Origin of the sequence: Fluviicola sp. (assembly GCF_030151805.1) — a bacterium.
Classification (GTDB): domain Bacteria; phylum Bacteroidota; class Bacteroidia; order Flavobacteriales_D; family Crocinitomicaceae; genus Fluviicola.
Genome location: NZ_JASLCN010000098.1, coordinates 1 through 15,154, shown reverse-complemented (window position 1 = coordinate 15,154; position 15,154 = coordinate 1). Strand labels below are relative to the sequence as shown.

Sequence of the window (15,154 nt, the reverse complement as noted above, 5' to 3'; positions counted from 1 at the left end):
GTCGAATAAACAATCATTGTCAACGGCTTTGAAAGAATTGGAAGAACAGGGATTGTTGATTAAAACGACCATTAATCTGAAACCTTTGCACATCGAATACCATTTATCGGAGAAAGGTCATTCGTTGATTCCTGTTTTCCGCCAGCTGGAACTCTTGTCCTGAGATTCTTTCTGTAGTACGTCTAAAGACTGTTCTGCGAACCTCTGCGCTCATCAGAGGGATAACAAATACTATAATTAATAGCTCACTCCTTCATCCAGGTTTGTTTCAAACGCTCAAAATCGTTCGGCCAAATTGGTTATATTTGATCTCAGAGTAATATGAAAAACATGTTCACGATACAAGACATCCAGGCAGCACATTCAAAAGTAAAATCCGGGGCAGATTTCCCGAATTATATTCAGGAGCTGATCAAATTGGGAGTGAAAGCGTATGAAACTTTTGTTTCAGACGGACATACGGATTATTCCGGTGAGGGTGCTTATGAAGTTTCATCCGTAGCAAAATACGAAGAGCTGACTATTCAGGATGAAAGCAACGAGGAGCAATTCAAAGCAGATTTGAAAGCGCATCAACAGGGAAAAACGGATTACCCGACTTTTTGTAAAGATTGTGCTGATTCCGGAGTGGAAAAATGGATTGTGAAGATGAACGGAATGACTTGTACGTATTATGATAAAGCCGGAAATGAATTACTGATAGAAATCATTCCTCATTAATCCGTATGGCATGAAACTGTTTTTGAAATTTGCTTTTCTTCTGCTTTTATGCAGTTCTTGTTCTACCAAAAACCGGTTGTACGTCGTGTTGGATGACGGTTTCGGAGTCGATGTGGGAGATCCGGTAGAATTGAATAACCTCAAAATCGGAACAATCGAAGAGATTCATTTTACCAAATACTACAAAGTGTGTCTCACGATTGGTATTGTGGACGAAACCCTCCGGATTCCTGCGGACAGTAAGTTTTATTTCCTGATTAATGCGCTGGAAATAGAAGCAGGAAAATCAAACCGTTTTCTGAAGCAGTCAGATACTGTGTATGCGGTTCCTCAAACAAACTTCCAGATAAACAAAATACTCGATGAGGTTTCAGAATTTAGAGACAATTCGATACAAGTCAGAGAGCAAGACACCATTGTCCGTGAGCTGAATGAACTGAATGAGGAAATGCAGAAACTGAAAGAGAAAATCAATCCGGAAGGAAAGTGATTTTTCAATTGAAGGGTTTTATTTGTTCAAATGTTCAAATGAAATTTGATTAAATAGCTTTTCATTTATTTTGAACCGTTTTAACTCTTGAACGTTTTCATTTTTCAATTATTAACCATGGTAACTATACTCGAGTATACTACCTCAAAATGCCCTTTTATAGTACAAAAATGATTTGCAATCTGTAAGTTTGCCACTTTACAAAAGAAATGAACTTTACAAAAGGAGTGTTATTGGGATTGACAAGCGGAATTCTTTCCAGCGCGGCCTGTATAACCTATAACGAAATTTACAGCAAGGAATTTTATCTGGATTTCAGTACGATACTTACCACTACGGGAATCGTGTTGTCGAGTATTCTGGGATGTTTGTTGATGTCGATGGGCTATGTCATTATTTCGAAATTGAACAAACCGGTTTTCATTCCCTGGTTGAACATCGTTTACTGTGCCCTGAGTTTTGCAAGCATTATCGGAGTATTGTCATTCAAGCTGCCTTTGGATGCAGAATCTCCTGAAATGTTTATCGGTTTGGCTATTCCGATGCATTTTTTTCCGACCTTGTCCTTTTTGGCTTTGGTTCCATTTTTTTGGAAATTGAAAACAAGTAATTAATTAACAATCAAGAGGAAGCGTTGCTTCCGATATTTAAAAACAGACAAATATGAAACGTCCAGTAACAATTGTAGCAGCTGCTTTTGCAGGTCTAATGCTATCTTTCACAGTCGCAACATCTTCCATTTGGACTTCTGATGCAGTACATTCCAGACTAGGTTTTTCAGTAAAGCACATGGGGCTTTCTGATTTGAACGGAGACTTCAAAGAGTATGAAGTAAAAATGACTGCAACGAAAGAAGATTTCTCTGATGCTAAAGTAGAAGTTTCAGGAGCAATCAACAGTATCAATACAGGAAGTGAAATGCGTGACGGTCACTTGAAAAGTGCAGATTTCTTCGACGCAGAGAAATTCCCGAAATTTACATTCGTAAGCAAATCATTCACGAAAGTGGCAAAATCTAAAAACGAATACACCGTTGTTGGAGATTTGACATTGCACGGAGTAACTAAAGAAGTTACAATGAATGCAGTTTACAACGGAACAATCACACACCCGATGAACAAGAAGGAAGTAAGTGGTTTCAAAATGACCGGAGTAATCAAAAGAATGGATTACGGTGTTGGAGCTACAACTCCTGTAAACGCTGCAAGCGACGAAGTGAAAATCACGTGTGATTTGGAGTTGGTTAAAGAATAAAACATGAAAAAACCTCTTTTTTTTATGGCGATACTCCTCCTGATCGGGGGAGTATTTGCGTTCACTCAGGTGCAAACCTGGAAAGTAGCGAAAGATTACAGCATCGAATTCTCTGCAAAAGGAGTAGACGGGATTTTTAAAACGTTCTCTGCAACGATTAATTTCGATGAGGCAAAACTTTCGGCTTCCAAGTTTGTAATGACCATTGATGTGAATTCGATCAATACCGGAAACGGGATGCAAAATAAACACGCTGCTGGAGATGAGTGGTTCAATGCGGAGAAATATCCGAATATCAAATTCACTTCCTCTTCATTCGAAAAAGCAACATCCGGTTATTCCGTAAAAGGAAAACTGCAGGTAAAAGATGTGACGAAGGATGTAACGATTCCGTTTACGTTTGTCAAATCAGGAGGTAAGGGGAAATTTGTGGCAACATTCACCATTGATCGTTCTGCGTACAATGTCGGAAAATCAGGTGGAGACGTTGGAAACAACATCAAGATAACAGCGACTATTCCGGTTACGAAATAATAGTGACAGGAATAGAAATGTCAGTATGAAATATCTGTAGTAACTATGTGTCCTATGTGACTATTGTGGTAAACAAACCATATAGAACACAATAGGGCACATAGTTTTTAAAACTTATTAAGCCTTGGTAAAGTTTCTATAAACAAGTATCAAAGCCACTTTTTCCGCTTAAAATAAAGCAAGGTTAACGCCGAAGAAGCAACCATCAAGATCACCGCAACGGGATAACCGAAAGACCAGTTCAACTCAGGCATTACCCGGAAATTCATTCCGTAAATACTTGCAATCAAAGTAGGAGGCATGAAAACCACCGAAACTACCGTAAAGATCTTGATGATCTTGTTTTGCTCGATGTTTACCAAACCCATCAACGTGTCCTGTAAATATTCCAATCGTTCAAAACTGAACTGCGTATGCTGAAGCAGCGACATGACATCTTTCATAATCACACGCAAACGCTCTCCGGTGTCGTGATCAATGAAAGGAGAACGCATCAAAGCAGAGATCAAACGTTGTTTGTCCGTAATACTCTCGCGAATCAAAATGGTGTTTTCCTGTAATTCGGCAATTTTACGAAGCGTTTTCTCTTCCGGATCCGACAAACTTTGCACCTTTCTGCTGATTACATTTGTAACGCGGGTTAAACTTTCGATGTAATCGGCATCCAGATCGATACGTGTTTCCAGCAACAAAACCCAGATTTGAGAACCCGAACGAATGAAATCCTGTCGCGCAACCTTGATCTTTTTAACAACTTCTGCAAAGGATTGCAGCTCCACATTGCGAACGGTGAAAAGCGTATTTCCTTTCAATAAAAAAGATACCTGGTGAATCCGGGGCTGTTCTTCTTCCTTGAGAAATCCGCTGTTCGCTTTGATAGAGACACCATCTTCTGAATAACGCGAACTACTCTCAATCTCGACGGCTTCTTTGTAAGTCGGAAGTTTTACCTGGAAGAAATCACAAACGTGTTGCTTTTCCTCCTGACTGGCGTGTAACAGATCAATCCACAGGTAATTGCGGTTCGGATCCAGTACTACTTTTTCAGGATATTTTTCCCAAACCAGTTCATTTTCGTGTGTGTAAAATACGCGAATCATAAGCTTGGATATTGAAATTGAAGAATAACGAGCACAAATATGTCTTTTTTCGCTCTAAATCGAGCCAAATGAACGTTATTTTTCTATAATAAAGGGTGGTTTTGGAATTTCAGAGAGGTATGTGGGGGAAATGTGCTGCTTTGTTTCTGTTCAAATGGCCTGAAAGTCTTACTGCAACTGGGCTAATAGATACATGTCTATTTGTCTTTTTAAGTCATAATCCTGGATTATTGAACATAAAAAAAGAGAGTGGTGAACTAATCCACTCTCTTACCTTGTTATCCCTGAAACTCACTGCGACGTTTATTTCCGGGCATTCACCAACCAAATCGGTTTTTCACGGTCAATTTCTGCCAAACCTCTGAACACCGTACGTGTTGGTTTAGCAGGAATATCTGTGTTCATTAAAGTATTAAATTCCATTTCGCGCCATTTGAAATAGCCGCTGTCGATTCCGTCAAATGATTTGATTTTAGCACTTTCATCTTCATTCAAGCCTTGTTGTACGCGGTATTCGGCATCTGCCAGGTGGAACATAAATTCCGCACTGAATGTAGCGTCGTTGAATGCCTGAAACAATTGCTCCAGGTTCGGTTTGAAAGGCTGACCGTAAAATTCATCTACCAAACAGGTCGGATGAAACAGGTCTAAATTCTGAGAAATCTTGATCCGGCTTTTAGAATCCAGGGCGTTTCTCAATTGATCCAGCATTTTCAGTTTGATTCCTTCGCGGATGGTCGGATTGAACATCTTTCGGTCCCAATTACTGACTTTCAAATCTGCTTTGCGCCAGGTTAACGGAGCCCGGATCGGAATATTCAATTCGGCAGCAACGCGTGCATAAGGCCGGAACAGATTTGTATTGATATAAACCAAACCATGATGATTCGAAATGGAATCAATGGGTTCAGTTCCTAATAAATCCTGTAGAATTTTGATTTGAGAACGGAGCTCTTTTTCCAGGTGTTCTTCTTTCACCTGGTTGAAACGGTAATTGATGGCAGATTTGAAATCGTGCCGTTTCTTGCCTTTGTTTTCTTTGGTGAGTGAATTACCGTAAAGCATGGTGTCCACATCATTGGAAAAACCGGCTGAAATACAGAAATGTAAGCCGATGGAAAATTCGAAACCTTCCTTTTTTAAGTCTAACAATTTTTGGATCCGCTCGGGAAGTTCTGTTTCGCCATTTCGCTCAAAACGTGTTGTGAAACAAGCCACGGAATTGATTTTACCCGCCCGGATTGCTTTGATGATTCCCTGGTCGATGTAGTCAATCGCCCCGTAATCATCCGCTGTGAGTATGTACTTGCTGGTTCTCATATGAATAGTGTTTCGTCTGGTAAAAAAAGCAATTTTATTTGAAATTCAATAGCGTTGAACTACTTTTTTATTTCAAATTAGACAAAACAATTGTATGTTTTGTCTAAGGATTTAGATAATTAAACGATTTAAACATTCAAAACGTTTAACCGTTCAAAGGGTTCAAAATGATGATTGAACTTGTGAACTCCTTGAACTTTTCAAAGGTTTATATTCCAAAGAATATCACCTGTATTTTCGTACAATACCTGATTTATTCTTCCGTTTCGGTTTTTTTTCGTGTTATAACGGTTCGTGGTTCGTCAAAACTCTTTTTCTTGTAAGGGAATACATCTGCCAGTTCGCCACTGTAATAGAATTCGTAAGCAACTGAACCAAAGGTGTAATCCGTGTCTTTGATTTTGTAAACCGATCCTCCCACTGCAGGATTGGGTTTCGGAACAGAACGCTGAAATCCGAGATTAAAGAGTGAAGCCAGGATTTCAGGCCTGCTTTCGATCGGATAACCGGCCTGTTCCCACTGAGACTTGATCTGACGCAAAAACAAGGCTGTGTAGAGATACGAATAATAATGGTTTTCCCACTGAACCAAACGTTGAAGCCGGATATCCAATGTGTCGTTCGCTTTGGTGGAATAATTCACTGTCGAATCGAAATCCAGTAATGCTTCGTATTTTTCTCCCGGATAAAACGGGCTACTTTTTTCTTTCAAATAACGTTCAATCGTAATGGCCGTTCCGTTTTTGATTCCGGTTACTCCGTAAGAAAGGTGATTTTCCAGTGCCAGTACTTTCAACGGTCCGATATAGCGCTTGTAGGATTCCCGGCCGGAATTGAACAAACGAATCTGTTCTCCGACCAAACAGGCAACGATCAAACGGGGTTCAACTCCTGTAACATGATAAACCGAATCAATGTATTTTTTGTCTTTGCTGACAGCTTGTTTGAAATCCTGCCATTCCGCAATGTTCATCCATTCGAAAACACTCAGTCCGGTTGTTTTTTGAGACGCATTCTTCTGTTTGTGTTTCCATTTCGACAGGGCTTTCTGGTACGATTTGTTCTTTTTTAACTGAAGATCTACCGCGTCCAGCATGCGCAAAGCCAATTTTTCATCTTTATTCTCATTGTAAGCAGAAAGAATGTAATTGGCATTTTTCGGATAAAATTCATTCACGAGCATGATGCGGTTTAAAACCTCAAAACGGTGTTTGACCATCGACACGGAATCAACTTTGAAAGATTGGTCGTATTTATCATGCATTTCAGCAAAATAGCGGTTGTTTGCATCAATGGATCCACTTTCATTTGTCCAGTTGAATTTGACCGCGAAATAAGTTGCTGTGAGGATAAAACCGTATGCTGCAAAGCCGTAAAGGAGGATGGTGTAAGGTATTTTGAACCACTTTTTCCTTAAGAAGGAGAATTTCATTCGTGTTAGTTTAAAACCGGTGCAAATCTAAGAACTAATTGTGAATCAATTCCTGTTTTTAATGGATTCAAAATCACCGTTTAAAAGTTCGGGTTATCTGTAAGCAGATTTGGATGTAACTGGAAGAAAGCCAGGTCCAGATGTGATTTAAGTGTCATATGTTAAGATTAGATATCTCAAAGATAAGAATATTTTGATTAAAATACAAGCGATAAATGATTAATTTTTCGCTTTAAAAGATGCGATACGAATTTCCTGAGTCAAATTGATGTGTGCATCAGCCAGTTTCTGAATCGGAACAAACCGGCCGTGTCCGAACTCTGCAGCTTCTTTCATCAAAACGGCATCTTTTTCCCTGGTTTGAATTCCGACTACCGAAAAAATAATCCCTTGTTTGGCATATTTCTGAACGGTTTTCTGATAGTCTTCCGAATCTTTATTGAAAGCACCATCTGTAATAATAATCACCATATTTGCTTTCTTCGGATCGTAATTTTTCATCACTTCCTTATAACCCAATTTAATTCCTTTTCCTCCGGCTGTCATTCCGAGTGGTTTCAAGTCTGAAATAGACTTTTGGAGTTCTGCTTTGCGGTCGCCGGAAGTCGGATCCTGGAAAACTTCGGCGGTATTGGCATAGGTAACCAATCCCATTTTGTCTTGCGGTCTCAGTTTGGCAACCAGCTGATTCAATGAATACTTCAGAAGTTCCATTTTTTCGCCCATTTTCATAGAACTTGAAACATCGAGTACGAAGATTACATTGACATCTTTGAAATAATCGGCATCGAAATTTTCAATAGGAATAGAAGCCAGTTCAGGAATCATCTTCGCAGCAATTGTATCTACGCTTTCGTTGGTCATTTGCTCATCCAGTTTTTTCTGGGCTTCCTGTTTCGGAAGTTCCTGAGCAATATCTATCGAATCTATATCTGGTTTTGAACCGGGAACCGGCTGACCATATTTCGGGTCTTTTGAAAGTGGAATGGTGATTTCAGAAATTTCCGGTCCAACATAAACGCCTGCTTCTTTGGTGAGATACCCTTCTTTACTGACAATGAAATAGAAGAATCCCGGAGGAAGTTTCTCTTTGAATAAACCCAGTTTTCCGGTAATCCAGGTGCCGCTCGGCTGACCGTTGTGAATGATGCTTACGGTTGTTTTTGAAAGTCGCTCTTTGGTTTCTTTGTCAATCGTAATAATCTCCAGTTCGCTTGTTTTGTTTGCTTTAGCTGGAATGGCATTGAAATCCGGACATTGGGTCAGGTAACCGTCGCCAGGAAGTTCGTCTGTTATCGTTCCCTTCAATTGATAAACAATCGGTGCGGCGGTTTGATCGCTTAAATGCAGTTTGACCACAAAATTAAACGCCCCGGTTTTTTTCGGATTGACCTGAAGTCTCAGATGAACGGATGAATCGGGAAGAATGAGATCCGAAGTCAGGCGGTAAGTGACTTCCGGACTGTGTTCAACCCGGAGAATATAATTTTTTTGTGGTTTGGGATTCCCGATATTCAGATCGACATAGCGTTTGGAACCGGCATCAATTTTACCGAAATCAAAAACATCATCGGAAATGGTTTGCTGCCCGAATCCGTATACCCAGAAGGTTAACGCACAAATAATGAACACAATTTTCATATTCAATCGACTTGATCTAAAATACATAAAAATTGTGTAGCAAGAAAAGTACCATTATAAATTACGTCCCGATAGCTGATGCATCCGCATGGAAATTAATTGGGATTAAACTAAATAGTGGGGGGCAAGTAGTTCGTAATGTTTATACAACGTGTTTTATATCCTTTAGGATTACAATATTAAACTGCTCGGTTTACAATATGGTATTATTGTACAACGTTTTTTTTTTAAAGCGATTATTTGAGATTTTTCAGGAAGGAACGGAGCATTACAGTCCAAATTCACACGCCTAATCTGAAAAACTCCAGCCACTTTAAGAGTTCAATTTTCAATTTGTTCATTCGCACTATTACCAATCCGTATGAAATCATACTTGGATTCAAGCAGTATCAAAAAAAATCCCTCTGTTTTGCAGAGGGATTCGTTTGTGTTATTTCGACCATTCTTTCAAGGATTCCTTGAATAGTTTGGTATAGTTGTCGTATTTTGTTTTTTCACTCAGAGCCAATCCTTTTTTAGCAGATTCGATCGCGCCTTTTTTATCACCCAATTCTGCCTGAATCAATGATTTTGTGCGGAAAATCCAGAAAGCTTCAGGATTCATATCAGCAGCTTTTGTAGCCCATTCCAATGCTTTTTTCAAGTCTTTCTTGTTTTCCAGGTAGTAACTTGCCGCACTGATGTAATCATTTGCAGAAGGACCCGCCATTGTTTTGTTGATGTTTGCCATCACCTTGGCATCAGTTGGAACAGTGAAAGGAAAGGAAACAGAAGTCTGATCCCATTTGAAGGTTAAAGTAGCGCCGTTAACGGATTCCAATCCGTCAATTGAAATGGTAAATGTTTCAACTGCCTCACTCAGGTTTTTGACTTTCGCATTCACTTTTAAAGCTACTTTTTTGTCATCCCAGGTGTCCGGAGTTCCCCAGTTTGTTACATCCGTGTAGAAAATCAAATCCCAGGATTCTTTCGTTGGTTTGGTATAAAGCGCATACGTTCCGGGCTTCAATGTGTCTTTCCCGAAAATCAATGCATCAGAATTTGTGAACTTGGAGTTTTCATTTGCTCCTGTTCTCCAAACTTCCCCGAAAGGAACGATATCACCGAAAACCACGCGATTTCTTTTACTTGGTCTTGAATACTCAATAGAAAGATCCGTAAGACCTACTTTTTGCTCCAATTTACCGGATGGACTTGGTTGTGGTGCCAATTGCGCATTGGATACCGAACTGAAAGCAATCGCTAAAATTGCTGAAACGAATACCTTTTTCATACTACAGGTTTTTAAAATTGTTAGACAAAAAAAATGTTGGGGCTAACCCAACAATTTCTCTAATGCAGTTGCCAGATTTTCGTTGGCATCTCCAAATTTATTTTTATAATCGTTACTTGCTCGTTTGATCACTTCAAATGCTTCTTCTTTTCCGTAAACGTGTGTAATCTCTACATTTTTCGCACCTCCGTCCAAATCTTTGTAAGTCAGGAAGAAGTGGCGCACGCGGTCAATTACCATTTTTGGCATGTCAGTGATATCATTAATGTCACCGTAAGCCTGATCTCCTTTTAAAACAGCAATGATTTTATCATCTGCTTCACCACCGTCGATCATGCGTAAACCTCCGATTACTTTTGCATCACACAAAATATTTCCGTGGTTGAACGAACGTTCTGAAAGCACACAAATATCCAATGGATCACCATCTCCAACGATGTCTGTTCTTCCTGTTTTCTCATTTGAAAAAGCAGCAACTTCCGTATCACAATATGTTTGCGGAACAAATCCGTACAAACAAGGCATGTGATTGGACAATTTTTGAGGTCTGTCGACCATGATATAACCGGATGGTTTGTGAATTTCGTATTTGATCGAATCGGCTGGAATGATTTCGATAAAGGCATTAACGATTGCCGGTTGTTTTTCACCTATTTCAATTCCATGCCAGGGATGCGACGTAAAACGTTTGCTCATCGCATCAATAATTGCTTTAATTTCTCCTTTCATATGGATGCAAATATAAGAAAAAGCGCAGCTTTTGAAGACTAAATTATGACAAACGTCAGTGCGGAAATAATTTAGGAGAAGCGCAGCTTTTGAAGACTAAATTATGACAAACGTCAGAGCGGAAATAATTTAGGAGAAGCGCAGCTTTTGAAAACAAAAAACACACTATTCAGAGCTTTTGGTCTTTAGTCTCAACAGAACTTTGAGAAATTCGCACATCCCGCTGCGGATAAGGAATCCGGATATTGTAGTGCCGGAACAGGCGGTCGATTTCAAAACGGATTTCCGATTTGTAGATATTGATGTCCCAACTTTGGTCGGCCCAAAACATGATTTCCATTTGCAATCCGTTTTCTCCGAAATCATTCAAACGCACACTTACACCACCGGATTTATTCACTTTCGGGTGACTGAGTGCAGCTTGTTTCAACAATTCGCTTACCAGGTGTGTATCGCTTCCGTATGCTACCGTAACGGGAATACGGAAACGGGAAAGCGTGCTTCCGTGACTCCAGTTTTCAATGTATTCCTGCGTGAATTTGGCATTCGGTACAATGAGGATATTTCCGTCGCGTGTTTCGATTTGCGTGGTTCGTACATTGATTTTAATAATCTTCGCGACCATCGGCTCGGAGGATTTCCCGTCGTTGATTTCGACAACGTCTCCCACACGGATACTTCCCTCAAAAAGCAACACAAGCCCCGAAAACATGTCTTTGAATACATCCTGAAGTCCGAGTCCAAGCCCCACCAACAAAGCGGCAGAACCTCCGAGGAAAATTTTTGTATCAACATCCAAAGCTGCTAAAACGCAGATAAATGCGATAATGGTGATAATGTATTTGGCAACCTGAACGTATACATATTCTGTTCCGATTTCGGATCTTTTAGCGCGTTTGAACCTGCGCTGAATGAATAAACGGGCAATATTCAGGATTACGCGGGCGCTGAAAATGATCAGGATGACAAAAATGATATTCTCGAAACTGATTTTAATTTTGGAAGTATTAATCAGGTTGAAATCCAGAAATTCCTGGAAAGTCACATCTTCATTGTTGATGTTGAAACTCAGGATGGAAATGTAGCCCGCCAGGGCAAAACCACTTTGACTTAGCAATCTGAGCCAGATGGCTTTTCTTCCTTCCAGGGGAATGTTTGCGGATGCGAGATAGCGTTTCACCGAACGACGAAAGAGTTTTTTCAAGACATAGGCTCCGAAAAAGGAAACGGCTATGATGATGATATTCCACATGCAAACCTGGTAAGGCCCCAGCCAAAACAAAAATTTACTCATACCTGATTAATGAATAATTGTTTGATTCAATTTTCCTGCAATCGACATTTTAACACGTTCCAGAACAATTTGTTCGGAAAGTAAATCCCGTAATTGCTCGTCCGTCATGTTTTCAGATAATTCACCAAGCTCTTTCTGGATTTGCTCGATGCGCTGCATCACACGTAGTTTCTTGAATGCGTAAACGCCGTTCATGACGGTTGTTTTCAACTTATCAATTTCGCGATTGGTGTCTACATTGTATTTGGAAAGCCATTTCGGACTTAATTCGTATTGTTCGGTTTCAATTTCCGTGATCCATTGAACCACTTCAGGATTTTCATGTCGTAGCCAGAACGAAACTTTATACAGTGTTTTGGTACTCAAACCGTCTACAATTTGCTGGTACATTTCCTGGAAAAGCGGGAATTGAAAGGTTAATTCATCTTTTGTCAGTTCGTGATGAATGAGTTCTGCCGCACTAACTTCTACCATGTGAGCCATTCCGTGCTCGTCGATGTGATCGGTTGTAATGGCGAAAATGCCGTATTTCACCAAAATGCGCATCAATTCGTATTCTTCTGAAGCATAAGGTGTTTTTCGTTCCGTTGCAGTTGTTGCCTGCGGTGTCGGATTTAAAAACGTATCTGTCAGTTCCGGATTTTGCGCAATAATGGGTTCGTCCAACTCTTTTGCGATCTGGTTTTTACGAAGCTTGTTCAACTCATTGATGACGATACTTTCATCAATAGAGAAAACACGTGCAATTTCAGAAATGAAAACGGACCGGGTAATCTGATCCGGAATCAGGGAAATGGAATGAACTACTTCGCGGATAATCTGTGCCTTTTGAAGCGGATCATTGTTTCCTTCTTCGAGAAGCAAGGAAGTTTTAAAGGTGACAAAGTCTTTGGTATTGGCTTTGATGAAATCCATCAATTCCGTAGTGCTTACTTTTTTGGAGTAGGAATCCGGGTCGTCTCCATCCGGGAAAAGAACCACTTTCACGTTCATTCCTTCTTCCAGGATCAGGTCAATTCCACGGAAAGAAGCTTTGATTCCGGCTGCATCACCATCATATAAAATCGTGATGTTTTGCGTGTAGCGCTTGATCAGTTTGATCTGCTCCTTCGTCAAAGATGTTCCGGAAGAAGCTACTGAATTGGCAACTCCGGCCTGATGCATGGAAATCACATCGGTATACCCCTCACAAAGGAAACAATTGTCGTATTTGATAATATCGCCTTTGGCAAAGTACAAACCGTAGAGAATCTCACTCTTGTTGTAGATAATACTTTCCGGCGAGTTGAAATACTTCGCGATTTTCTTGTCGGTGATCAATGTTCGCCCGCCAAACCCGAGAACACGCCCCGAAATAGAGTGAATCGGGAACATCACACGACCGCGGAAGAAGTCAAAACTTCTGTCTTCTTTGGTTTTTGTTAAGCCGACAGATTCCAGGTATTCTTTTTTGTAGCCTTTTTTCAGAGCGGCTTTTGTGAAGTCATCACCGGAGTTTAAACAGTATCCAAGCTGGAATTTCTTGATGATATCTGCCCGGAATCCGCGTTCTTCGAAGTAGGAGAGACCGATGTTCTGCCCCTCGTTCGTATCATGCATGTTGTGCATGAAATGCTCCTTTGCGAATTCATTGATAATGTATAAACTCTCGCGTTCGGTAATGGCGGCCATTTCCTCCGCGGTTTGCGGTTTATCTTCCGGAACCTGGATTCCGTATTTGTCGGCAAGCCATTTGAGCGCTTCGGGATACGAAAAGTGTTCTTTTTCCATCAGGAAACTCACTACTGTTCCGCCTTTTCCCGAAGAAAAGCATTTAAAGATCTGTTTGGCAGGAGAAACCATGAACGAAGGTGATTTCTCATCTACGAAGGGACTCAGCCCTTTGAGGTTTGATCCTGATTTTTTTAAGTTCACAAATTCCCCGATCACTTCCTCAATACGGGAAGTTTGCATGATTTCATCGATAATATGCGGGGGAATGCGTGACATACTAGTATATATTTTTTGCTCTGTGTTGCCGCTTGATTGTCCTCAAAAGCTTTGCTTCATTTTAATTGCGCTAGCGCTTGTTCCTTCGTTTGAAGCAATTCATCATTGCTTAGTTCAGTCTTCACCAGCCTTTCGGCTGGCTCTTATCGAAAGCAGTGCTTCATTTTAAACTGCGCTAACGCTTGTTTTCATCAAAAGCTTTGCTTTTTCTTATTGAATAATTTCTTTGTTTCCGAAATCTTTTTCAGACAAAAGTGATCCGTCTTCTTTGTAGAATTTCCAAAGCCCGGCTTCTGCATCCATATTGAATTCTCCGGTATAACGCATCGTACCGTTCGGGTAACGCACGAAAATGAATCCGTGTTTTTTTCCGTTGATGTATTCTGTCATGGAAAGTTCATTTCCGCGTTCGTCGTAAAAGAACCAGCGACCGTTTCGTTGTTTGTTATCGTCCTGTGGTCCTCTGAATTTAACTGCTTTTCTTCCGGGATAATATTCCGTATAAATTCCGTTTTTGATTTCCACCAGATCTTCCGTTTTCTCTTTTTCAGGAGCTTTTTTTTCTTCTCCGCAGCTGCTTACAGCCAACGAAACAGAGGTAATGAAAATAAGACCAAATAATTGCTTCATGTGATTTTAATATTAATTCAAAGATACTTAATCCCGATAATTATCAGAATGCAAAATGCATTTATCTTTTCAGAACGTAAATTCTTCCCGATGGGTTGATTGAATTGGAAATATGGAATTGAAAAGTAAACTGTGCGAACGCTTGTTTATTATCCAAAGCTTTGCTTTCTCTTATTTATCTCTCGTAACCGTGTATTCCACTAAACCGATCAATGCTCTTTTGGATTCTGAGTCAGGAATATCGGTCAGTAATTCGAGCGCTTCTGTTTTTAACTCAATCATGCGTTTGTGCGCATAGTCGATTCCTCCGGCATCAATCACCAACTGAATGGCGCGCTGTACGTATTTTTTCTCCTCGTTGTGATTCTTCACAATGTTCATCAGCTCTTTCCGGACCGCTTTATCACTGTGTTGAAGCGCATAAATAAGCGGCAGGGTCATTTTTCGTTCACGGATATCATTCCCGGTTGGTTTTCCGATGTTTCCGGGAGTTCCGTAATCGAAAATATCATCCTTTACCTGGAAGGCCAAACCAACCAATTCCCCGAATTGACGCATCCGGTCGGCCATGTCTTCACGGTCAACAGAAGCCGCTGCCGATTCGCAAACTGTTGCAATCAAACTGGCTGTTTTCTGACGGATCACATCGAAGTAAACTTCTTCCGTAATATCCAGTTTTCGTGCTTTTTCAATCTGGAGCAATTCTCCTTCACTCATCTCCCGAACAGCACGTGCCACGATCTGAAGG

Annotated in this window: 16 protein-coding genes; 6 read left to right on the top strand and 10 right to left on the bottom strand. The window is 40.4% G+C overall.

Features of this window, described 5'->3' with window-relative positions; all coding sequences use genetic code 11:
- The 6 genes from Q1V93_RS03840 to Q1V93_RS03815 all read left to right on the top strand — a co-directional run.
- A partial coding sequence (locus Q1V93_RS03840; protein WP_300661684.1) for a winged helix-turn-helix transcriptional regulator occupies positions 1 to 163 on the top strand: 163 nt, incomplete at its 5' end.
- Positions 164 to 330: 167 nt separating this feature from the next.
- Positions 331 to 720, top strand: a complete 390-nt coding sequence (locus tag Q1V93_RS03835; protein WP_300661680.1) for a DUF1398 family protein — start codon at positions 331 to 333, stop codon at positions 718 to 720.
- 10 nt (positions 721 to 730) lie between these two features.
- On the top strand, positions 731 to 1,210 hold the full coding sequence (locus tag Q1V93_RS03830; RefSeq protein WP_300661678.1) for an MlaD family protein: 480 nt from the start codon (positions 731 to 733) through the stop codon (positions 1,208 to 1,210).
- 209 nt (positions 1,211 to 1,419) lie between these two features.
- Positions 1,420 to 1,824 carry a hypothetical protein gene (locus Q1V93_RS03825; RefSeq protein WP_300661676.1) on the top strand — a complete coding sequence of 135 codons (405 nt, stop codon included), beginning with the start codon at positions 1,420 to 1,422 and terminating at the stop codon, positions 1,822 to 1,824.
- Positions 1,825 to 1,873: 49 nt separating this feature from the next.
- Positions 1,874 to 2,464 (top strand): YceI family protein, encoded by a 591-nt coding sequence (locus Q1V93_RS03820; protein WP_300661675.1) that lies wholly within the window; start codon positions 1,874 to 1,876, stop codon positions 2,462 to 2,464.
- A 3-nt stretch (positions 2,465 to 2,467) separates the two neighbouring features.
- Complete coding sequence (locus Q1V93_RS03815) at positions 2,468 to 2,998, top strand: YceI family protein (RefSeq protein WP_300661669.1); 531 nt, start codon at positions 2,468 to 2,470, stop codon at positions 2,996 to 2,998.
- A 149-nt stretch (positions 2,999 to 3,147) separates the two neighbouring features.
- On the opposite strand, the gene corA is transcribed toward Q1V93_RS03815, so the two are convergent.
- The 10 genes from corA to Q1V93_RS03765 all read right to left on the bottom strand — a co-directional run.
- Positions 3,148 to 4,098, bottom strand: a complete 951-nt coding sequence (gene corA, locus Q1V93_RS03810; RefSeq protein ID WP_300661667.1) for a magnesium/cobalt transporter CorA — start codon at positions 4,096 to 4,098, stop codon at positions 3,148 to 3,150.
- A gap of 303 nt (positions 4,099 to 4,401) precedes the next feature.
- On the bottom strand, positions 4,402 to 5,418 hold the full coding sequence (locus tag Q1V93_RS03805) for a ChbG/HpnK family deacetylase (protein WP_300661665.1): 1,017 nt from the start codon (positions 5,416 to 5,418) through the stop codon (positions 4,402 to 4,404).
- A gap of 253 nt (positions 5,419 to 5,671) precedes the next feature.
- A complete protein-coding gene (locus Q1V93_RS03800; RefSeq protein ID WP_300661663.1) occupies positions 5,672 to 6,850 on the bottom strand; it encodes a hypothetical protein in 1,179 nt (392 codons plus the stop codon).
- A 219-nt stretch (positions 6,851 to 7,069) separates the two neighbouring features.
- The gene (locus tag Q1V93_RS03795) at positions 7,070 to 8,491 is read right to left on the bottom strand and encodes a VWA domain-containing protein (protein WP_300661661.1); all 1,422 of its coding nucleotides are present in this window, start codon (positions 8,489 to 8,491) and stop codon (positions 7,070 to 7,072) included.
- Positions 8,492 to 8,921: 430 nt separating this feature from the next.
- Positions 8,922 to 9,764, bottom strand: a complete 843-nt coding sequence (locus Q1V93_RS03790; protein ID WP_300661659.1) for a DUF2911 domain-containing protein — start codon at positions 9,762 to 9,764, stop codon at positions 8,922 to 8,924.
- Positions 9,765 to 9,806: 42 nt separating this feature from the next.
- The gene (locus tag Q1V93_RS03785; protein WP_300661682.1) at positions 9,807 to 10,460 is read right to left on the bottom strand and encodes an inorganic pyrophosphatase; all 654 of its coding nucleotides are present in this window, start codon (positions 10,458 to 10,460) and stop codon (positions 9,807 to 9,809) included.
- Between the two features lie 202 nt (positions 10,461 to 10,662).
- The gene (locus tag Q1V93_RS03780) at positions 10,663 to 11,787 is read right to left on the bottom strand and encodes a mechanosensitive ion channel domain-containing protein (RefSeq protein WP_300661657.1); all 1,125 of its coding nucleotides are present in this window, start codon (positions 11,785 to 11,787) and stop codon (positions 10,663 to 10,665) included.
- Between the two features lie 6 nt (positions 11,788 to 11,793).
- Positions 11,794 to 13,776 carry a DNA primase gene (gene dnaG, locus Q1V93_RS03775; protein WP_300661655.1) on the bottom strand — a complete coding sequence of 661 codons (1,983 nt, stop codon included), beginning with the start codon at positions 13,774 to 13,776 and terminating at the stop codon, positions 11,794 to 11,796.
- 210 nt (positions 13,777 to 13,986) lie between these two features.
- Positions 13,987 to 14,406, bottom strand: a complete 420-nt coding sequence (locus Q1V93_RS03770) for a hypothetical protein (RefSeq protein WP_300661652.1) — start codon at positions 14,404 to 14,406, stop codon at positions 13,987 to 13,989.
- Between the two features lie 171 nt (positions 14,407 to 14,577).
- Positions 14,578 to 15,154: polyprenyl synthetase family protein (locus tag Q1V93_RS03765; protein ID WP_300661649.1), on the bottom strand; the 577-nt coding region annotated here is incomplete at its 5' end.